General features: G+C 72.6%; 18 protein-coding genes. 5 read left to right on the top strand and 13 right to left on the bottom strand.

Annotated elements, in window-relative coordinates:
• The first annotated feature begins 16 nt into the window (after positions 1-16).
• Positions 17-1,156, top strand: a complete 1,140-nt coding sequence (locus BM028_RS04450; RefSeq protein WP_070417138.1) for an LLM class flavin-dependent oxidoreductase — start codon at positions 17-19, stop codon at positions 1,154-1,156.
• Between the two features lie 140 nt (positions 1,157-1,296).
• Here BM028_RS04450 and BM028_RS04445 read toward each other — a convergent pair whose 3' ends face one another.
• Complete coding sequence (locus BM028_RS04445; RefSeq protein WP_092384762.1) at positions 1,297-1,680, bottom strand: DMT family transporter; 384 nt, start codon at positions 1,678-1,680, stop codon at positions 1,297-1,299.
• 1 nt (position 1,681) lies between these two features.
• Positions 1,682-1,996 (bottom strand): DMT family transporter, encoded by a 315-nt coding sequence (locus BM028_RS04440; RefSeq protein WP_092384760.1) that lies wholly within the window; start codon positions 1,994-1,996, stop codon positions 1,682-1,684.
• A 97-nt stretch (positions 1,997-2,093) separates the two neighbouring features.
• Between BM028_RS04440 and BM028_RS04435 the strand changes: the two genes are divergently transcribed.
• From BM028_RS04435 to BM028_RS04420, 4 genes are read left to right on the top strand one after another with little or no spacing between them, the layout of a single operon-like run.
• Complete coding sequence (locus BM028_RS04435; protein WP_092384758.1) at positions 2,094-2,672, top strand: TetR/AcrR family transcriptional regulator; 579 nt, start codon at positions 2,094-2,096, stop codon at positions 2,670-2,672.
• 34 nt (positions 2,673-2,706) lie between these two features.
• On the top strand, positions 2,707-3,738 hold the full coding sequence (locus BM028_RS04430) for a permease (protein ID WP_071303407.1): 1,032 nt from the start codon (positions 2,707-2,709) through the stop codon (positions 3,736-3,738).
• Complete coding sequence (locus tag BM028_RS04425) at positions 3,725-4,504, top strand: TIGR03943 family putative permease subunit (protein WP_092384756.1); 780 nt, start codon at positions 3,725-3,727, stop codon at positions 4,502-4,504. The genes BM028_RS04430 and BM028_RS04425 overlap by 14 nt, the downstream gene beginning before the upstream one ends.
• On the top strand, positions 4,494-5,894 hold the full coding sequence (locus BM028_RS04420) for a lactonase family protein (RefSeq protein ID WP_092384754.1): 1,401 nt from the start codon (positions 4,494-4,496) through the stop codon (positions 5,892-5,894). The genes BM028_RS04425 and BM028_RS04420 overlap by 11 nt, the downstream gene beginning before the upstream one ends.
• Here BM028_RS04420 and BM028_RS04415 read toward each other — a convergent pair.
• The 11 genes from BM028_RS04415 to BM028_RS04365 all read right to left on the bottom strand — a co-directional run bounded on the left by BM028_RS04415 (position 5,891) and on the right by BM028_RS04365 (position 19,489).
• Entirely contained in the window at positions 5,891-6,850 is a 960-nt protein-coding gene (locus BM028_RS04415; protein WP_071295513.1) for an AraC family transcriptional regulator, read from the bottom strand. The two genes, BM028_RS04420 and BM028_RS04415, sit on opposite strands and share 4 nt — an antisense overlap.
• A 147-nt stretch (positions 6,851-6,997) precedes the next feature.
• Positions 6,998-8,044, bottom strand: coding sequence for an NAD(P)-dependent alcohol dehydrogenase (locus BM028_RS04410; protein ID WP_092384998.1), 1,047 nt, complete (start codon positions 8,042-8,044; stop codon positions 6,998-7,000).
• 142 nt (positions 8,045-8,186) lie between these two features.
• Positions 8,187-9,302, bottom strand: a complete 1,116-nt coding sequence (locus tag BM028_RS04405; protein ID WP_092384752.1) for a glycerate kinase family protein — start codon at positions 9,300-9,302, stop codon at positions 8,187-8,189.
• A gap of 392 nt (positions 9,303-9,694) precedes the next feature.
• On the bottom strand, positions 9,695-11,050 hold the full coding sequence (locus BM028_RS04400) for a M20/M25/M40 family metallo-hydrolase (RefSeq protein ID WP_092384750.1): 1,356 nt from the start codon (positions 11,048-11,050) through the stop codon (positions 9,695-9,697).
• Positions 11,047-12,609: an ABC transporter substrate-binding protein gene (locus BM028_RS04395; protein ID WP_071294369.1), complete on the bottom strand. Its 1,563-nt coding sequence runs from the start codon at positions 12,607-12,609 to the stop codon at positions 11,047-11,049. Before BM028_RS04395 ends, BM028_RS04400 begins: the two co-directional genes overlap by 4 nt.
• Positions 12,606-13,736, bottom strand: a complete 1,131-nt coding sequence (locus tag BM028_RS04390) for an FAD-dependent oxidoreductase (RefSeq protein ID WP_092384748.1) — start codon at positions 13,734-13,736, stop codon at positions 12,606-12,608. The genes BM028_RS04395 and BM028_RS04390 overlap by 4 nt, the downstream gene beginning before the upstream one ends.
• The gene (locus tag BM028_RS04385; protein ID WP_092384746.1) at positions 13,733-15,001 is read right to left on the bottom strand and encodes an NAD(P)/FAD-dependent oxidoreductase; all 1,269 of its coding nucleotides are present in this window, start codon (positions 14,999-15,001) and stop codon (positions 13,733-13,735) included. The genes BM028_RS04390 and BM028_RS04385 overlap by 4 nt, the downstream gene beginning before the upstream one ends.
• A gap of 69 nt (positions 15,002-15,070) precedes the next feature.
• Positions 15,071-16,033, bottom strand: coding sequence for a class A beta-lactamase (gene bla, locus BM028_RS04380; protein ID WP_092384744.1), 963 nt, complete (start codon positions 16,031-16,033; stop codon positions 15,071-15,073).
• A 26-nt stretch (positions 16,034-16,059) separates the two neighbouring features.
• The gene (locus BM028_RS04375; protein ID WP_092384742.1) at positions 16,060-17,070 is read right to left on the bottom strand and encodes an ornithine cyclodeaminase family protein; all 1,011 of its coding nucleotides are present in this window, start codon (positions 17,068-17,070) and stop codon (positions 16,060-16,062) included.
• Complete coding sequence (locus BM028_RS04370; protein WP_092384740.1) at positions 17,067-17,969, bottom strand: ABC transporter substrate-binding protein; 903 nt, start codon at positions 17,967-17,969, stop codon at positions 17,067-17,069. The genes BM028_RS04375 and BM028_RS04370 overlap by 4 nt, the downstream gene beginning before the upstream one ends.
• A gap of 71 nt (positions 17,970-18,040) precedes the next feature.
• Positions 18,041-19,489, bottom strand: a complete 1,449-nt coding sequence (locus BM028_RS04365) for an MFS transporter (protein WP_254789387.1) — start codon at positions 19,487-19,489, stop codon at positions 18,041-18,043.
• Positions 19,490-19,667 lie beyond the last annotated feature (178 nt).

The raw sequence follows: 19,667 nt of genomic DNA, 5'->3' as shown, positions 1-19,667 counted from the left end.
CGGAAGGCGGCGCATCATGCAGTTCGGCATCTTCACGGTCAGTGACGTCACGACCGACCCGGTCACCGGCCGGACCCCCGACGACACCCAGCGGGTCCGCGACATCCTGACGATCGCCGAGCACGCCGACCAGGCCGGACTCGACGTCTTCGCGACCGGTGAACACCACAACCCGCCGTTCGTCGCCTCGAGCCCGACGACGATGCTCGGCTACCTCGCGGGACGCACGAAGCACATCACGCTCTCGACGTCGACGACCCTCATCACCACGAACGACCCGGTGCGCATCGCCGAGGAGTACGCGATGCTCCAGGTCATCTCCGACGGCCGCATGGACCTCATGATGGGCCGCGGCAACACCGGGCCGGTCTACCCGTGGTTCGGGCAGGACATCCGCCAGGGCGTCAACCTCGCGATCGAGAACTACGCGCTCGTCCGCCAGCTCTGGGAGAACGACGTCGTCAACTGGCAGGGCAAGTTCCGGACGCCACTGCAGGGCTTCACCTCGACCCCGCGTCCGCTCGACGGCGTCGCGCCCTTCGTGTGGCACGGGTCGATCCGCACGCCGGAGATCGCGGAGCAGGCCGCTTACTACGGCGACGGATTCCTCCACAACAACATCTTCTGGCCGATCCAGCACACCGAGCAGATGGTGGGTCTGTACCGCCAGCGCTTCGAGCACTACGGGCACGGCCGCGCCGACCAGGCGATCGTGGGACTCGGTGGCCAGTTCTTCGCGCGGAAGAACTCGCAGGACGCGATCGACGAGTTCCGCCCGTACTTCGACAACGCGCCGGTCTACGGGCACGGCCCCTCGATGGAGGACTTCACCGAGCAGACCCCGCTCACGGTCGGTTCGCCGCAGCAGGTGATCGACCGGTACGCCGCCATGAAGGACCACGTCGGGCACTACCAGCGCCAGCTGTTCCTCGTCGACCACGCCGGGCTGCCGCTCAAGACGGTGCTCGAGCAGATCGACATCCTGGCCGAGGACATCGTCCCCGAGCTGCGGAAGATCAACGAGGAGGGTCGCCCGGAAGGCGTCCCCTCGAACCCGCCGTCGCACGCCGACCGCGTGGCCGCGGCGATGGCCGCCGGCACCCTGGGCAGCGACCACGTCGCCGCCGAGGACGAGTGGACGGGTGCATCCGTCTGATCGCGTGACCGCTTGACGGACTGGAGGCGCGGTGCCAGCTGGCACCGCGCCTCCAGTCCGTCTCGGGTCGCGTCTCAGGCCGCGGCCGACTTCGCGGGGTCAGCGACAGACCACGGGGCCGCCCGCGCGTGAGGTGTCGCTCAGCGCGAAACCTCGTCCGCCGTGGCCTTGGCTGCGGCCGCGGACAGGCGCGACGGGCGGGCCGGGCGGGCCGGGACGAGCTTCAGGCCGACCACGCAGCCGACGATCCCGGCGATGAGCAGCAGGCGGAGCGCCGTCACGGGCTCCGCGCCGGTGGCCATGCCCCAGAGGACCGTGAGGGCCGCTCCGGTCCCCGTCCACACCGCGTAGGCGGTGCTGATCGGGATGTGCTTGAGCACGTACCCGAAGGCCCCGAGGCTCACCACGATGGTGATCGCGAAGACGATCGTCGGACGGGGCTCGGTGAAGCCGTCGCTCGCACCGAGGGCGGTGGCCCACACGGTCTCGAGCGCGGCGCTGACGAACAGCACGATCCACGGCACCTCAGCTCACCACCTTCAGGCCGATGACGCAGGCGACGAGCCCGAGCACGAGGGCGACCCGGGCGACGGACGCGGCCTCCTGCCCGCGGAGGATCGCGACGATCACAGTGAGCGATGCGCCGATGCCGACCCAGACCGCGTAGGCGGTGCCGACCGGGATCTCCTTCATGGCGAACGCCAGGCCCACCATGCTGAGTGCCATGCCGACGACGAACACGATCGTCGGCACGACCTTCTTGAAGCCGTTCGATGCGCTCAGCGCAGTGGCCCACACTGCCTCGAGCACGCCCGACAGGACGAGGACTGTCCACGCCATGACGGTCTCCCTTCGATCTCGTTCCGCAAGTCGCACGACTGTGCGACAACGAACTCCACGGTAGCACGAACTCGTACGACTGTGCGAGTATTGGCCCGTGGCCAGGAGCATCGACATCGAGGAACGACGTCGCTCCGTGTCCGAGGCGGCGTGGCGGGTCCTCGCCCGTGACGGCCTCGGCGCGTTGAGCGTGCGGAACGTCGCGGCCGAGGCCGGGCTGCCGCCGAGCACCGTCCGCTACGTCTTCCCGACGCAGTCGAGCCTGCGCGAGCACACCATCACGCTCGTGTTCGACCGCACCCGGGAACGGATCGCCGCGATCCCCGAGGGGCTGCCGAACCGCGAGCGCGCGCACCAGCTCCTGCTCGAGCAGCTGCCCCTCGACGACGAGCGGGTCATCGAGCTCGAGGTGTACCTGGCGCTCGCGAACGCGGCCCTCACGGACGCCGAACTGCGGCCGGCGCTCGACCTGGTCGTGGTCGAGATGCGGGAGTGGAGCGAGGAGGTGCTCGAGCTCGTGGGCGTCCCGGCGGCCGACCGCGAGTACGAGGTCCGTCGGCTGCACGCGCTGATCGACGGGCTCGCGATGCACCTCGTGCGGCTCGCCCCGGGGGAGTCCGGCGACTGGGCGATCGACGTGCTCGACCGGCACCTCGACGGGCTCGCGCGGCGCTGACCGTAGGAGCGCGCGAGCGGCTTATCCTTGCCCGGTGACGACGACCACGCCGCCGCAGCAGCGCCCCACCGCCGCGTCCCGCTCCCGGAGCCTCACCGGCCCCGGGCTGGTGCTGCTCGCCGTCGCCGTGCTGCTCGGCATCCGCCTGCTCTCGCCGGCCGTCGGCACCGCGGGTCTGCCCGACGTCGTGCAGGACTTCCTCACGCTCGCGATCAGCGTCGTCGTCGAGTCCCTGCCGTTCGTGGTGCTCGGCATCCTGCTGTCCATCGTCGTCGAGGTGTGGGTCCCCGTCGGCGCGCTCGAGAAGGTCCTGCCGCAGCGACCGATCCCGCGCCGGGCCGTGATCTCCCTGATCGGCATGCTCTTCCCGGTGTGCGAGTGCGGGAACGTGCCCCTCGCCCGCGGCCTCATGATGCGCGGCTTCACACCCGCCGAGGCCGTCACCTTCCTCGTCGCCGCCCCGATCCTCAACCCGCTCGTGATCATCAGCACCGCCCAGGCGTTCGGGTGGTCCGGCTGGATCCTGCCCGTGCGCATCGTCGGCGGCTTCGTCATCGCGAACCTCGTCGGCTGGATCGTCGCCGCGCACCGTCGTCCGACCGAGCTGCTGCTGCCCGCATTCGAGGCCCGCTGCCGAGCGGCCGTCGGCGCCCCTCGGTCCCGGAACCGCTGGCGGGACAGTGCCGCGCAGTTCGGCGGCGAGACCGCGACGATGATGCCCGCGCTGTTCGTCGGCGCCGGGCTCGCCGCAGCGATCCAGGTCGCCGTGCCCCGGTCCACGCTCGTGTCGATCGGCGCGAACCCCGTGCTCTCCGTCGCGGCGATGATGCTCCTCGCGATGACGGTCTCCCTGTGCTCGAACGTCGACGCCTTCTTCGCGCTGTCCTTCGCGTCGACGTTCCTCCCCGGGTCGATCACCGCGTTCCTCATCATCGGGCCGATCATCGACGTGAAGATGATCGCCCTGCTCCGGACGACGTTCCGTGCGCGCTTCCTGGTGCTGCTCGCCGTCGTCTGCGTCCTGTTCGCCGCGACCGTCGGGTTGGTGATGAATGTCCTCGTCTGAGTCCCGCCTGTCGTCGTCCCTCGGCCTCGGGTCCGTGCTCGCGGTGGCGCTGTGCACGCTGTGGCTCGCCCTCGCCGGGCACCTCGACCTGTACATCAACCCGCGCTACTCGGTCTTCACGGTCGTGCTCGCGGCCGTCGCGGTGCCCGCGTCGATCGCCGGCCTGGTGGTGACCGCGCGCGGACACGGGCACGATCACGACGAGGGGCACGACCACCGCCCAGGAGGCGCGGCTCGCCGCACACGGATCGTCCTCAGCGGCGTGGCCGCGCTCGTCACCATCGGGGTCACCGCCGCCATGCTGGTCCTGCCGCCGACGACGCTGTCCGCCCGCACCGCACAGCAGCGGAGCGTCGACTCGGCGACCCTGTCGAACGCCACCGGGTCCCAGGCCGCGGTGTCCCTGCTCGGCAGCACCTCGGTCGACACCTCGGAGTACGGCGTGAAGGACTGGGCCGCCCTCATCCGGCAGACGACCGACACCACGTCGCTCGTCGGCAAGCGGGTCGACCTGACGGGCTTCGTCGTCCCGGGCGCGGACGGGTCCTTCACCCTCACCCGGTTCGTGATCAGCTGCTGCGCGGTGGACGCCCAACCCGTCGGGATCGGGGTCGACACCGACGGGACGATCCCGGGCCAGGGCGCGTGGGTCCGGGTCCGCGGAGCGCTCGCTGCCAACCCGGACCAGTCGGCCGACGCCCGCATCGTCATCCGCGCCGCCACGGTGCGCGGCGTCGAGCAGCCCGAGGACCCGTATGAGTACTGAGCTGCGAGAACGCCCCCGGAACCGCTTCCGCCGTCGCCTCGTCGCGACCGTCCTGGTGTTCGTCGTCGTCGGCAGCGCCGCGGCGGTCGTCGGGTCGCAGCAGGGCCCACGGCTGCGCGACGTGTCGTACGACGCCTCCGGCCTGGTGTCCCGACCGGCACAGCGCGTGATCCTCACCGCGAACCAGGCGATCGAGCGCGTGTCGGCGCAGGACGTCCGGGTCAGTCCGGCAGCGGCGCACACCGTGACGTCGAGCGGCAACACCATCGCGGTCGAGTTCACCGGGCCCCTGGCCTACGACCGCTCGTACGAGATCTCGGTCGCGGGCGTCCGGGCGCCGGGGCAGCGTGCGACCGCCGACCTCCGCACCTCGATCCGCACGGGCAGCACCGACGTGCTCGCGCTGGTCCCGGGTGCCGCCGGCGGGAAGGACCGCATCGTCCGCCGGTCCCTCGACGCCGGGGGCTCGACGACCGTGTACGAGGGCACCGGCATCTCGGAGTACGTCCGCCTCGGCCGGTCGCTCGTCGTGGTGAGCGGCACGGACGCCGGGTCGTCGGTCGACATCGTGCCGCTCGCCGGCGGGGTGCAGGACGAGGACCTCCCGGTCGAGCACCTGACACTCCCGACCGCCGAGGGACGTGTCACGGCCCTGCACGCCGCCGACGACGGCGCCTCGTTCGGCTTCGAGTACGCCGACACGTCCACCGGTCAGTCGCGCAACGTCGGGCTCTACGTCGTCGACATGACCGGCACCCACCTGCCGACCGCGATCGACGCGAGCGGGAAGCCGAGGACGGGGGCGGTCCCGATGAGCGTCGGGCAGTGGGCGTACGTGCCCCGCACGGAGAGCGCCCTCGTCCGCACCGGCAGCGACGACCTCGTGCTCGTCGACATGAGCGGGCGGACCGACCCCGTCCGGCTGGGGAGCGCCACGTACCTGCACGGCTTCGTCGGCACCGGCACCACGGCGGTCGTCGAGACCGGCACGGGGATCGTCCGCCTCGACCTGACGGACGGGAAGCGCACCGCGCTGCAGGCACCGGCCGGCAGCACCGACGCGGCGTACCTCGGCCGGATCGCCCCGCTCACCGACGACGGCTACCTGCGGGTGGTGGGCGACGTGCGTGCCGACGGGACGCTCGCGCAACGCATCGTGCGCGTGGAGGGGAGCCGCGCCTCCAGGCTGCCCGTCTCCGTCCCCGACGACGCGAGCGTCACGGCCGTCTGCCCGTCCCCGAACGGGCAGTTCGTCGCCGTGGCGACGAAGTCGGCCGGCGGCGTGCTCGTGAGCATCGTCGACGCGTCTTCCGGCGCGCTCGAGGCGAGCGTCGACGCCGGGTCCGTGGACTGGTGCACGGCGTTGCCGTCCGGCGACGAGGTCGGTTAGCGGCGGAGCGTCTGCTTCGGGTACTCCCCGAACCGCCGCAGGTACTCGCCCGAGAACCGGCCCATGTGCGTGAAGCCCCACCGCGCAGCGACGTCCGCGACGGAGACTTGACCGAGGTGGGCGGCGAGGAGGTCCTCGTGGGCGCGACGGAGACGGACCTCGCGCAGGTACTGCATCGGCGACCGGTCGAGCGTGCGCTGGAACGCCTCCTGCAGCCCGCGGACGCTGAGGTCGGCGACCCGGGCGACGTCCGACACGGTGAGGGGCTCGTGCGCGTGGGCGTGCAGGTACTCGACGGCGGCTCGGATGCGCGCGTTGCGGTGCTCGCCCCACCCCGGCGGGACCGCCTCGGCACGGAAGCGGTAGAGGTCGAGCAGCGCCGACGTCACCGCGCGCTGCGACTCGTGCCAGGCCAGCGAACCGCTCCCCGAGGTGCGGAGTGCCTGCACCGACGTGGCGACCGCTCCGCGCCACCGGGTGATCGCCGCGGCCGTCGGCGGTGTGGAGCGGTCGAAGTCGACGGTGTCGTCGACGAGGTACCGCTCGGACGCGACGTCGAGCACGAGGTCGCGGTCGAGGTGCACGAGTCGCTGGTCCCAGTCGCGGTACTCGACGTCGAAGCGGCGCTCGATCGGGAACAGCGTCGGGACACCCGGTTGCATCTGGACGGCGTCACCGCCGACGTCCACGGTGGCGGTGCCGGCGTCGATCCACTGCACGACGACCTCGCCCTGGACGGCGACGTCCCCGCGGAGGGAGCCGTGCATCTGCGACCGTCGGACGCTCATGCGCTCGTCGCCGATCCCGACGTAGCGGTACCAGTAGTCGCCGTCGGTGCGGCCGGAGTGCCAGGCGCGGCCGGCGTACATGCCGGCGAGGTCGGCGACCGCGGTGTCGGTGTCCGTCCCGGCGACGGACACGAGGGACGCGGGACCCTCGTCCGCCGTGCTGCTCATGGATCGAGTCTGGCGTGGGTGGCTGTGCCCGGCCCGTCAGCTGCGCCAGCCGGACGACCGGCTCGCGTTGTGGGGACAGACCGTGGGACGGACGGGAGGCGCGGTGCCAGCCGGCACCGCGCCTCCCGTCGCGTCGGTGGTCGCGTACTAGGCGAGCGTCGCCGCGTCGATCACGAAGCGGTAGCGGACGTCCGAGGACAGGACACGCTCGTAGGCCTCGTTGATCTGGTCGGCGCTGATGAGCTCGGTCTCCGGCAGGATCCCGTGCTCGGCGCAGAAGTCGAGCATCTCCTGGGTCTCGCGGATGCCGCCGATCGCGGACCCGGCCCAGCTGAGCCGGCGCGGGATCAGGGCGAACGCCGGGACCTCGAGCGGCTCGGACGGTGCGCCGACGTTGACGAGGGTGCCGTCGACCTTGAGGAGGCCGAGGTAGGCGCCCATCGGGATCTTCGCGGAGACCGTGTTGATGATCAGCTCGAAGGAGCTCGCGAGCTTCTCGAACGTCTCCGGGTCCTTCGTCGCGTAGTGGGCCGTCGCGCCGAAGCGGAGCGAGTCCTGCTGCTTGGAGGTGGTCTGCGACAGGACGGTGACCTCGGCGCCGAGTGCGACGGCGATCTTCACGGCCATGTGGCCGAGCCCGCCCATGCCGATCACGGCGACCTTCGAGCCGGGGCCGACGCCCCAGTGGTGCAGCGGCGAGTAGGTGGTGATGCCGGCGCAGAGCAGCGGCGCGACCTTCTCGATGTCGAGCGACTCGGGGACGCGGAGGACGAAGTCCTCGTTCACGACGACGGCCTGCGAGTAGCCGCCCTGGGTGATGCTGCCGTCGGCGGGGTCGACGCCGGCGTAGGTCTGGATGTTGCCCTTGAGGCAGTACTGCTCCTCGCCCTTGACGCAGTTCTCGCACTCGCCGCAGGAGTTCACCATGCAGCCGACGCCGACGCGGTCGCCGACCTGGTGCTTGGTGACGTTCTCCCCGACGGAGGTGACGTGGCCGACGATCTCGTGGCCGACGACCTGCGGGTACTGGATCTCGCCCCACTCGCCGCGGACGGTGTGGATGTCCGAGTGGCAGATGCCGGCGTAGGCGATGTCGATCTCGACGTCGTTCGGGCCGACGTCGCGACGGGTGATGGTGGTCTTGACGAGCGGCTCGGTGGCCGACGGTGCGGCGTACGCGTTGACGGTGCGCATGGTCTCCTCGTGGGTGGTGCGTCCGGGCCGGTTCCGGCCCTCCACCAGTGTGGTGGAGCGCGCCATCGGGTGGGAGGTCCCGTTGGGGCACCCCTGCACGGAATGCTGGCGTGTCGCGCGCGGGCGTCGGGCTCGCCGGGCGTCAGGCCAAGCGGGCGAGTCGCTGGCCGGCGATCCGGGCGAAGCGCAGCGGGTCGGCGAGGGCGTCGTCCGGCTCGCCCGTCGTCTGCGTGGCCAGCACGGTGAGCGAGGCGGCAGCGTCGAAGTCGTCGAGCGCGGCGTCGATCGCCCCGGCCACGAGCATCGCCCGGGCAGCCGGTGCGTGCGTCGATGCGAGGGTCCGCACCACGCTCGGTACCTTGCCGGCCTCGGACTGCCCGTCGTACCGGCCCTCGCCGGTGATCACGACGTCGGCGCCGTCGAGGAGCGCCGGCAGCCCGAGGACCTCGGCGACGGCGGCCGCTCCGCCCGCCAGCGTCGCACCCCAGGCGAGCAGTCCGAACCCGACTCCGCCGGCCGCTCCGGCCCCGGGGGTCGTCGGGTCGACGTCGGGGAAGCAGCGCGCCCAGTCGGCCAGCCGGGCGTCGAAGGCGGCGATCCGTTCCGGTGCGATGCCCTTCTGCGGGCCGAACACCGCCGCGGCGCCGGTCGGTCCGAGCAGGGGTGAGGTCACGTCGGTCAGCACGACGGCGCCGTGCTCCGGTAGCCGGCGCATCCACGTGGGGTCGACGCCGGTGACGTCGTCGAGCAGCTCGGCGCCCTGACGCGGCCGCGGCGGGTGTTCGGGGACGGCGGGATCCCGGTGGATGAGTGCACCCAGCCCGATCAGGGCGTCGGCGCCGCCGTCGGTCGAGGCGCTGCCGCCGATGCCGAGCACGAGCCCGGTCGCCCCGTCGTCGAGGGCGGCGGCTATCGCCTCGCCGAAGCCCCGGCTCGTCGCGGTGTCGGGCAGGACCTCGGACAGCAGGGGGAGTCCGCTCGTGGCGGCGAGTTCGACCACGGCGCGGCCGTCGGGCAGCTGCAGCCAGTGCGTGTCGACGGGGGTGCCGGCGGGACCGGTGACGGTGATCGGCACCCGGACGGTCAGCGGGATCGCCGTCTCGAAGGCGTCGAGCGTGCCCTCGCCGCCGTCCGCCATCGGTGCCAGGACGACCTCGTCGCCCGGACGTTCGGCGAGCCAGCCGTCGCGCACGGCCGCTGCGATCTCGGCCGCCGTCGCGGTCCCCTTGAACGAGTCCGGAGCCACCACGATGCGCACGGCACCACCGTAGCGGACGGCCGGTGCGCCCCGGACGGCCCGCGCGCCTCGCGCGCCCCGGCGCCCCGGACGGGCCGGGCGCCTCGTGCGCCCCGGACGGCCCGCGCGCCCCGGAATGCCCGGGGGCCTCGTGCGCCCCGGACGGCCCGGACGGCCCGGGTGGTCCGGACGGCCCGCGCGCCCCGGGTGGTCCGGCCTGCTCGGACGGTAGCGGCGGTTCCGACGGCCGGACGATCAGGGGTGAAGGATGCCGTCCGTCACCTGCACGGGACCGCCATCGGCCAGCGTCGGTGACCGTTCCGGTTCGCGAGACCCGGGATTCGTGAACCAGCACGGTCACGGCCGAGACCGAACACGGACACCAACGCGCGGCGTGATCGGCCGCCACGGGGTCAGGGGGTGGTGAGCGAGGTGAGGAAGAGCGCCTCGGCCAGGGCCATGTGCTCGATCTCGGACGGGTCGACGCTCTCGTCCGGGCCGTGCACGTTCGCCGCCGGCTCGGACACCCCGGCCAGGATCACCTCGACGTCCGGGATCGCCCGCTCGAGCGTCGCGCACAGCGGGATCGAGCCGCCGCCGCCGAGCGACCCGACCGGGGCCCCGTCGTACGCCTCCGAGAGCGCCGCGCGGAACGCCGCCGACGACGGACCGCCCTCGGCACGGAACCCGGCGCCCACCCCGGTGACCCGAGCCGTCACCTCGACGCCGGCCGGTGCACGCCGCAGCAGGTGCGCGACGAGCAGCTCGCCGGCCGCCGCGGGGTCGACACCCGGCGGCACGCGGAGGTTCAGCGCGGCACCGGCGGTCGCCTGCACGGACGGCGAGGACCCCGCGACCGCCGGGGCGTCGATGCCCACGACCGTGAGGGCCGGGCGTGCCCAGACCTGGGACGCCGGGTCCGCCGAGCCGATCGGCACCGCGCCGTCGAGCAGCCCGGCGTCGGCGGCGAACCGGTCGGCGTCGTACGGCAGGCCGTCCCAGGTCTGCGAGGCGTCGAGGCCGTCGACCGTGGTGTCGCCGACCTCGTCCCGGAGCGTTGCGAGGAGCGCGACCAGCACCGCGATCGCGTCCGGCGCCGCCCCGCCGAACATCCCGGAGTGCACGGTGCCCCCCAGCGCGCGGACCCGGAGCTCGACGAACGCGGTGCCCCGGAGCGTCGTCACGAGCGCCGGCACCCCGACCGCGGCGTTCCCGGCGTCCATCACGACGGCGGTGTCCACGTGCCGGAAGTCGGCGGCGTGCGACGACACGTACTGCTCGAGGCCGTCGGTGCCCTGCTCCTCCGAGCCCTCGACGACCACGACGAGCCCGACCGGGAACGCCCCGTGCACGTCGAGCAGCGCCCGGAGTGCCACGAGGTGCGTGACGATCCCGCCCTTGCAGTCCGCCGCGCCGCGGCCGTAGAGCCGCCCGTCCCGCGGTGTCAGGGTCCACGGATCGCTCGTCCAGGCCGCGAGGTCGCCCGCGGGCTGCACGTCGTGGTGCGCGTAGAGCAGCACCGTCGGTGCCCCGGCCGGCGCGGGGTGGGTCGCGATGACCGCCTGCGAGCCGTCCGCGGTGGTGGCGAGTCGCGCCTCCAGGCCGAGGTCGCCGAACGCGACCCGCACCGCCTCCGCGACCCGGTGGCAGTCGTCGAGCGACTGCACGGCGGGGTCGTGGACCGACGGGATCGCGACGAGCGCGGCGAGGTCGTCGAGCCCGGCGGGCATGCGGGCGCGGACGGCGGCGCGCAGCGGGGAGCTGCTCACGAGCGCCCGATCTCCCAGATCCGGAACTCGCCGGACGCGTCGACCGACTTCGACAGCCCGGTCAGCGACCCCTGCCCGATGACGTTCTCCTGTCCGGCGAGCAGCGGGATGAGCGGCACCGACTCGGCGGTGTCCTGCTGGATCTGCTCGATCTGCTGCTTCCGCTTCGCCGCGTCCGGCTCGACGGCCTGCGACGCGACGAGGCCGTTCACCGTGGCGTCGTCGAAGTGGTTCGCGAGCAGGTTCACGTCGGTCGCGCCGTACGCCGGGGTCAGGTACGACGAGGCGTCCGGGTAGTCCTGGAAGAAGCCGAGCTGGAACACGGGGTACTCGCCCTTGCCGACGTTCCCGACGTAGGTGTCCCAGCTGGCCGACTGCAGGTCGACCGTGAACAGGCCGGTGTCCTCGAGCTGCTGCTGGATGAGCGCGTACTCGTCGTCGGAGCCCGAGCCGTAGTGGTCGGTCGTGTACTCGATCGGCAGCCGTACCGGAGTGGTCACGCCGGCATCCCGCAGGATCGACTTCGCGTCGGCGCCGTCGTACGCGTCCTCGAACGCCTCGGTGGCGCCCTGGAACCCGTTCGGCACGATCGAGTACGCCGGGGTGTAGGTGCCTTGGTAGACGTCCTTCGCGATCGCCTCGCGGTCGATCGTCGCCGCGACGGCCTGCCGGATCGCCTGCTTCTGCGCGGCGTCCTTCCCGGGCATCGTCTGCAGGTTGAACGCCAGGAACCGGACCTCGCCGGAGTCGCCGTGCACGGTCTGCAGCGAGTCGTCCGAGGACAGCGACGTCACCTCGGTCGGGGTGAGCTGGCGGTAGGCGACGTCGGCGTCGCCCTTCTGCACGGCGAGCTTGAGGTCCGCGGACTTCGTGTACTGCTTGATCGTGACGCTCTTCGTGGCCGGCGCGTCGCCGTCGTACCGAGTGTTCGCGGTGAGGGCGATCGTCGCCCCGCCGTCCGCGGCGTCCTGCAGCGCGTAGGGCCCGGAGCCGACGACCCCGTCGTTCGCGTGCACCTTCGTCGCGGAGAACACCTTCGAGTCCACGATCGCTCCCGCCATGCTCGCGAGCACGTACGGGAACGTCTGGTCGTCCGCCTGCTTCAGGGTGAACGTCACGGTGCTGCCCGACGCCGACACGGACGCCATGTTGGCCAGCAGCGAGCCCGGGCCGTTCGTCGACCCGAGGGACACCTGGCGCTCGAACGAGAACACCACGTCCTTGGCGGTCAGGTCGTCACCGTTCGAGAACGTGAGGCCGTCCCGGATCTCGCACACGTAGTGCGTGCCGTCGGTGAAGTCGCAGGACTTCGCGACCTCGGGGCTGGTCGTGGTCTTCCCGGCGGGGTAGGTGAGCAGGTGCTGGTAGAGCTGCGTCTGCACCGTGTAGCTCCCGCGGTCCCAGGCGCCGGCCGGGTCGAGGGACGTCACGACGTCGGTGGTGCCGACGACGAGCCCGTCGACGGCGTCCGTGCCGGACGAGCCGGTGGACGCGCAACCGGTGAGCACGGCGGCGGCAGTGGCGGTGAGCGCGATGGCGCTGAGGAGTCGGGTCGTCATGGTCCTGAGGGAGTGGGGTGGTGCTTCGAGAGGGAGAAGCGGGCCGGGGGTGGTGGCCCGTCGGTCGCGAGGTCGGCGATCATGTCGCCGAGCAACGGAGCGAACTTGAAGCCGTGGCCGGAGAACCCGGTCGCGACCGTGACCGGACCTCGACGGTCGATCACGAAGTCCTCGTCGGGGGAGTTGTCGTACAGGCAGCTGATGAACGTCGGCTTCGTCGCGTCGACCCCCGGCACGTACCGGGCGACGTACGCCTGCAGGCGCTCGGCCTCGGCGGGCACGGGGGTGAAGTCGCGGTGGTCGGGGTCGACCACGGGGCCGGTGCCGTGGAACCCGACCTTGACGCCCTCGCCCGGGGTCAGCAGGCCGTACACGTCGTCGCGGTCGGCCCAATGCACGAAGCTCGGCCAGGCCTCGTCCGGCAGGTGGCTGGGGAAGTGGGCGGGCTGCTCCTGCGTGACACGGAGGGCCGGGAGGCGCGCCCCGCGTTCCGCGAGCAGGTCGCCCACCAGCGTGGGTGCCCACGACCCCACGGCCGCGATCACCGAGGACGTGCGGTGGGTGGACCCGTCGGACAGCGCCACGGTCACCTCGTCGCCGTGGTCCTCGAGCCCGGTGACCCGCGTGTCGAAGCGGAGGTCGGCCAGCCCCGTGCGGTCGGCCAGCGTGAGGAACACCTCGATCGCGCGGTCGGACCGGATCCGTCCCGCGGTCGCGTGCGTCAGGACGTGCCCCTCGAACGCGATGCCCGGCCAGCGCTCGGCGGCGGCGTCCGGGCTGAGGGTCTCGTGGGGGATGCCGGCGTCCGCGAGCGCCGTGGCGATGGCGTCGACGACCTCGGGCCGCCCGTGGTCGACGGCGCCCGTCCGGACGATCAGCTCCTCGCCCGCCGCGGCCTCGAGCGCCTCCCACAGTGCGAGCGCCCGGGTGGTCAGTGCGACGTACTCGGCATCGGCGTAGCCCTGCCGGAAGATCCGGGTGGCGCCGTGCGACGACCCCCGGTGGTGCCCCCGCTCGTGCTGCTCGACGAGCACGACGCGCTCGCCGCGGAGCGTGAGGGCGTACGCGGTGGCGGCACCGACGACCCCGCCGCCGATCACGACGTGCGTCGTCGTCCGGTCGCTCATGCCGTCGCTCCGGCTCGTCGGGCATCGGCTTCGCGTCGGGCCGGCATCATCGCCACGACGTCGGCCTCGCTCGGCGCACGGGCCGGGAAGCGTGCGGGGTCGTACCGGCTCGGGTCGCCGAGGGTTGTCGTCCCCGTGACGCTCAGCTCGGCGGCGATGCGGCCGAGACCGGGGCCGTGGGTGACGCCGGACTCGTTGTCCCCGCCGGCCACCACGAGCCCGGCGAGCTCGGGGACCGGGCCGACGATGAAGTTCCGGTCGGCGGTCATCGACACCACGCCCTGCGTCGGGGTCTCGTCCGCTCCGAGCACGCTCGCCGCCGCGGGCAGGAGCCGCGCGACGATCGGGTGCACGGAGGTCCGCATGGCGTCGAGCAGGTCCGTCCGGACCGGGCGGCGCGCGGGATCGGTGCCCCGGTCCGCGCCACCGACGTGCAGCGCCTCGTACCCGCTCCCGGCGCCGTAGGTCAGGCCGCCGCGGTGCTCCCGGATCCAGAGCCCCTCGAGCTCGGGGAGCATCAGGGTCGGCAGCGTGCCCGGCAGGCCGAACGGCTTCGTGACGAGGCGACTCGCGACCACGCGCACCGTCGGGAGTTCGCGACCGAGGGGTGCGAGCAGGGCGTTCGTCCAACTGCCGGCGGCGAGGACGACCCGCGCGGCGTCGATGACCTCGCCACCCGCGGTCCGGACGCCCGTGACGGAGCCGTCCCGCGCCTCCAGGCCCGCGACCGCGGTGTGCTCGCGGATCGCGACGCCCTTCGCACGCAGCGCACCGACCAGCGCGGCGGCCGTGTCGGGCGCGCTGATCTGGATGCCGTCCGGGTGCAGGAAGCCGGCCGTCACGGCGGACGGGTCGAGTCCGGGGACGAGGTCGGCCGCCTCGGCCGGGGTGAGCGTCCGCGCACCGGCCGGGCGCAGCGGGTGGTCCTCGAACGGCGGGATGTGGTCCGCGCGGCCCTGTTCGGTGACCGTCAGCCAGACGTTCCCGTTGCGGCGGTATCCAGTCGGACCGTGGCCGGACTCGGCCAGCCGCCGGTAGAAGTCGATGCCGTACTGCTCGACGTCGCGTTCGGACTCGTTCCAGTACCAGGCGTACCCGGCTGCCCACTGGCCCACGAACCCGGCGCCGGCGGTCGTCGTGCCACCGGCGGCGGGGCCGCTGTCGACGAGGACGACGCGCTGCCCGAGGTCGGCGAGGTGCCACGCGGTGCTCAGACCGATGATGCCGGCGCCGACGACGACCGTGGGGGAGTCGGGGGAGGACATGACCAGATCGTAGTTGCCCGGCGTCCCCGACAGGTGTCGTGCATGACGCCGTGTGACGCCGGGCGGCCGTCAGCCGTCGAACGCGTCGAGCGCCGCCGCGGCGGACCGTGCGACGAGGGCGTCGTCGTAGGCGGTGTCGGGGGCGTTGCGGGTCGTGAGGACGGCGATGACGATCGGGCCGCCGTCCGGCCGGGTCACGCGTGCGACGTCGTTCCGGATGCCGCCCGCGCCGCCGGACTTGTCGACCACCGTCCAGCCGTCGGGAGCGCCGGCACGGACGAGGGTGTCGCCGGTGGCGTTGCCGCTCATCCAGTGCTCGAGCAGCGCGGTGTCGGAGCGTCCGAGCGTCTGGCCGTCGAGCACGGTGGCGAGGGCCGCCGCGAACGCCGCCGGGGTCGTGGTGTCCTCGGTGCTGCCGGGCTCGATCGTGTTGAGGGCCGGTTCGTCGTGCACGACCTCGGTGGTGCGGTCCCCGAGCTCCGCCAGTGCTCGGTCGAGACCCGCGGGGCCTCCGATGCGGTCGACGACGAGGTTCAGGGCCAGGTTGTCGCTCTGCCGGACCGCGGCCTCGGCGAGCTGGGCGATCGTCAGGCCGTCGGCGACGTGCTCGCTCGTGACGGGGGAGTGGCCGGCGGCGGTGGCGTCCGCCGCACTCCAGCGCACCCGCTCGTCCCGGTCGGCGCCGTGCACCGCGCGGAGGAACTGCGCCGCCGCGAACGCCTTGAGGGTCGACGCGTAGCCGAAGCGGCGGTCGCCGTTGTACGCGACGGTCTCGCCGGTGGTGGTGTCGGTCGCGACGACGCCGACCGTGGCGTCGTACTCCCGCTCGAGGTCGGCGAGGGTGCGGGCGACGGCAGCCCGGTCGGCGGCGGTGATGGTCGGGGTCGGCGAGGGCGTCGGCGTCGGTGAGGACTGGGGTGTGCGCGTCGGTGACGGTGCGGCCGCGGTGGTGCCCGGGCTCCCGCCGCTGCAGCCGGTCAGGGCGAGTGCGGCGACGATGCCGGCGATGACCAGGGGGAGAGCACGGCGCATGGCAGCACCCTGCCGCCCGACCCTGGTCACCTGCCGGGAACCGGTACCCCGACCCGTGCGACCGCGACCTCCGTCCCGACGCGCCGTTCCCGCGCGAGCTCGATCACGCGGGCGGCGACGGCGAGGTCCTGCGCGCCGAGCCCGACCGAGTCGAACACGGTGACCTCGTCGTCCGTGGTCCGGCCCGGGGCACGCCCGGCGACGACCTCGCCGAGCTCCGCGGGGTGGAGGTCCTGCGGGACCGTCCCCTCGACGACGGCCTCGAGCAGGTCGCCGGACTTCGTCCAGGCCGTCGCACGGCTGTCGACGAACAGGGTGCCGCGCGCCATCGCGGCGCCGTCGAGCTCCCGGTGGGTCGGGCGTGGACGTGCTCCAACCGCGTTCACGTGCTGGCCCGCGTGCAACCAGGCTCCTCGGACGACGGGATCGACCGAGGGCGTGAGGGTGCAGAGCACGTCCGACCCCTCGACCACCCGACGGGCCTCGTGCACCACCCCGCACCGCCCGGCGACGTCCGGGCCGACGGCGTCGAGGAAGCGGGCGACCGTTCCCGACGAGCGCGACCAGAGGACGATCCGCTCGAACGGTCGCACGGCCTCGAACGCGCGGACGTGCTCGACGGCGAGGTTGCCCGCGCCGAGGATCCCGAGGGTCCGGCTGCCCGAGCGGGCGAGGTGCTTCGTCGCGACCACGGTGGTCGCCGCGGTCCGGGCCCGGGTGATGGCCATGCCGTCGAGGACCGCCACGCACTCGCCCGTCACCGACGAGGACACCAGGATCGTCGACCGCTGCGAGGGCAGCCCCCGTGCGCTGTTCCCGGGGATGTCGGCCATCAGCTTGACGGCCACGAGCCCGAGTCGGTCGGACCGCACGGCCATCGGCAGGAAGAGCGCGTCGTCGGCGCCGGTCAGGGCGACCGGAGCCGGCTGCTGCATCGCGCCGGTCCCGAGGTCGGCGTGGACGGCCTCCACGGCCCCGACGACGTCGACGGCGTCGATGAGACCGGCGACGTCGGCGGCGCCGAGGACGACGGTCACGACGCGGCGACGGCGGTCGAGGCGCCGAGCAGCTCCTCGAGCGACGGGGTGTGGGTCGTGAGCCCGCCGTCGAACAGGATGCGCATCCAGCGGTCGGAGGCCTCGCGGTCGACGACCGCGGTGTCCCAGACGCCCCCGGCGGCCATCTCGTCGGCGGCCCGCCGCAGCAGGGCAGCGTCCTTCTCCGGCCACCGGGCGGCGAGCACGGCCGCGATCTCGGCGTCGGCGTCGCCCGCGGTGATCTTGGCCATCGCGGCGGCGATGCCGTCGACGAACCGGTCGACCCGGTCGCCGAGCTCGTCCATGCGGTCCGTGCGCGTGTAGTAGACGCTGTTCGGCATCACGCCACCGGCGTCGAGGTGCCGGAAGACGATGGTGCCCCCACCGGCGGCGACGAGTTCCTGGGCGGAGACGAGGTCGAGGATGATCGCGTCGCCGAGGCCGCCCTGGTAGAGCTCGATGAGCATCGCGGTGGAGAGGTCACGGACGAAGCGGGTCGCGGCGACGTCGAACCCGGCCTCGCGGACGAGTCCGGCGGTGAACTCGTACGGTGCGCTGCCGCCGGCCCCGGGCGCCAGGACGACCTTGCCGGCGAGCCAGTCCAGGGTGATCGGTGCGGTCTCGTCGCGGGCGACGATGGTCATCGGGAACCGGTGGTTGAGCTGTCCCACGACGGAGAGCTTCCTCGAGGTGCCGGCGTACATCGCGGGGACCCACAGGCCGCCGAGCGCGAGGTCGGCCTCGTGCGAGTCGATGTCGTCGAGCACGCCGGTCCACGGGTCGCACGCCTTCGCGGTGACGGCCAGGCCGCGCTCGGCGAACAGTCCGCCGACGTCGGCGACGTACTCGGGCAGGTAGTTCAGGCCGTTCGCGGTCGCCGAGATCTTCAGGGTGTCCATGGTGTTCTCCGATCGTGGGGTGGTGGGCCGGGGTGTCCGGCCCACCGGGATGGTGCGGGTGGTGCAGTCGGTCAGGCGGTGGGGGTCGAGAGGGCGTTCTCGTTGACGTCCTCGAGGGAACGCCCGCGGGTCTCGGGGGCGAAGCGCGACGCGACCACGAGCACCGCGTACATGACGGCGGCGAGTCCGAAGACACCGGCGAAGGCCCACGAGCCGTACAGGGCGATGGCCGCGAAGGGCATGACCGCTCCGGCGATGTTGCCGATGCCGTTGACGATCGAGGCGCCGGATGCACGGATCGCGGTCGGGTAGACCTCGGCGGTCCAGGCGGCGAGCGTGGTGTTCGTCAGCATCGTGAAGAACTGGAAGAGGGCGCCGAGCACGAGGATCGCGGCGGTGTCGTTGCCGAACGCCGCGAACGCCAGGGCGGTGAGGCAGCCGAGGATGCCCGCGACGGCGATGAGGGGCCGGCGTCCGACGCGGTTGGCGAGGAGTGCCGCTGCCGTGCACCCGAGGAGCGAACCGACGTTCATGATCATCGTGTAGAGCAGGCTCTGCGACACCGTGTAGCCGCGCTCGACGAGCAGGGTCGGCATCAGGAAGTTCAGCGTGACCTGGACGCCGAAGGCCATCCACGACGCGACGCCGATCGCGATCGTCCGGCGGAGCACCAGCTTGTGGAAGACCGCGGCGGGCGAGGAGTGCAGTGCGACCGGGGGCAGGTCCGCCGGCGTCAGACGCACCGGCGGCGCGGTCTCGGCGGGCGGCGTGAGCGTGTTCGAAGCGAGGATCGCGAGCGATCGGTTCGCCTCGTCGACACGGCCCTTCGAGAGCAACCAGCGCGGCGTCTCAGGCAGCTTGCGGCGGTACAGGACGACGAACAGTGCGGGGATCGCGAGGATCACGAAGGTCCAGCGCCAGACGTGGTCGTCACCACCGAGCGGGACGGCCAGCGGCCCGAGCAGCAGCAGGAAGAGGCCGTAGGAGATGAAGTTGCCGATGCCGCCGGCACCGACGTTGATGGTCGCGATGAGACCACCGCGGTACTTCGTGGCCACCATCTCGGACAGCATCGCGATGCCGATCATGAACTCGCCGCCGACGCCGATGCCGACGATGAACCGACTGACGAGCAGCATGTCGAAGTTGAACGACACCGCGCTGAGCAGGCCGCCGAGCGTGTAGACGAGCAGGTTGAGGCCGAGCGAGAACCGTCGGCCGTACTTGTCGGCGAGCCAGCCGGCCAGGAACCGTCCGACCAGGCCACCCAGGACGGTGGCGGTGTTGATCGTCGAGAGCTGCACGTCGCCGATGGCGAGCGAGGCCTTGATGTTGGTGGCCATCGCGCCGACGGAGTTCTGCTCGAGCGTGTCGAAGAACTCCCCGGCGAGGATGAGCATGAGGACCCAGAACTGGGCCCGGGTGAAGCCGATCGAGTCGAGGGCGGATCCGATGCCGCCCTCGGGTCGGGCGGCGGACGCGGTTCGGGTTGGTGCGGTGGAGCGGGTGACAGCGGACATTCGTGACTCCAGCGGGGGAAGAGTGAGGGCGGTGCACCGTGCGGTCACTCTTTTGTATACGAAAAGCTGTTTCAGGCTGGTTTCGAACACGAGACGGTTCGTTACGGCTGCCTGTGTCACCCGGACATCCAAGCATCACGGCTGGCGCCGACCAAGCCCCTCGGGGGTTTTCGTATAC

This window comes from Curtobacterium sp. YR515 (assembly GCF_900113095.1).
GTDB lineage: Bacteria > Actinomycetota > Actinomycetes > Actinomycetales > Microbacteriaceae > Curtobacterium.
The sequence above is the reverse complement of the archived record's forward strand: the minus strand, read 5'-3'. Positions and strand labels throughout refer to the sequence as shown.

Coding starts and splice junctions, on each gene's coding strand:
- BM028_RS04365 (WP_254789387.1), bottom strand. CDS start 19,489: ATGTCCGCTGTCACCCGCTCCACCGCACCAACCCGAACCGCGTCCGCC.
- BM028_RS04395 (WP_071294369.1), bottom strand. CDS start 12,609: ATGACGACCCGACTCCTCAGCGCCATCGCGCTCACCGCCACTGCCGCC.
- BM028_RS04415 (WP_071295513.1), bottom strand. CDS start 6,850: ATGAGCAGCACGGCGGACGAGGGTCCCGCGTCCCTCGTGTCCGTCGCC.
- BM028_RS04450 (WP_070417138.1), top strand. CDS start 17: ATGCAGTTCGGCATCTTCACGGTCAGTGACGTCACGACCGACCCGGTC.
- BM028_RS04410 (WP_092384998.1), bottom strand. CDS start 8,044: ATGCGCACCGTCAACGCGTACGCCGCACCGTCGGCCACCGAGCCGCTC.
- bla (WP_092384744.1), bottom strand. CDS start 16,033: ATGCGCCGTGCTCTCCCCCTGGTCATCGCCGGCATCGTCGCCGCACTC.
- BM028_RS04385 (WP_092384746.1), bottom strand. CDS start 15,001: ATGTCCTCCCCCGACTCCCCCACGGTCGTCGTCGGCGCCGGCATCATC.
- BM028_RS04425 (WP_092384756.1), top strand. CDS start 3,725: ATGTCCTCGTCTGAGTCCCGCCTGTCGTCGTCCCTCGGCCTCGGGTCC.
- BM028_RS04370 (WP_092384740.1), bottom strand. CDS start 17,969: ATGGACACCCTGAAGATCTCGGCGACCGCGAACGGCCTGAACTACCTG.
- BM028_RS04440 (WP_092384760.1), bottom strand. CDS start 1,996: ATGGCGTGGACAGTCCTCGTCCTGTCGGGCGTGCTCGAGGCAGTGTGG.
- BM028_RS04390 (WP_092384748.1), bottom strand. CDS start 13,736: ATGAGCGACCGGACGACGACGCACGTCGTGATCGGCGGCGGGGTCGTC.
- BM028_RS04420 (WP_092384754.1), top strand. CDS start 4,494: ATGAGTACTGAGCTGCGAGAACGCCCCCGGAACCGCTTCCGCCGTCGC.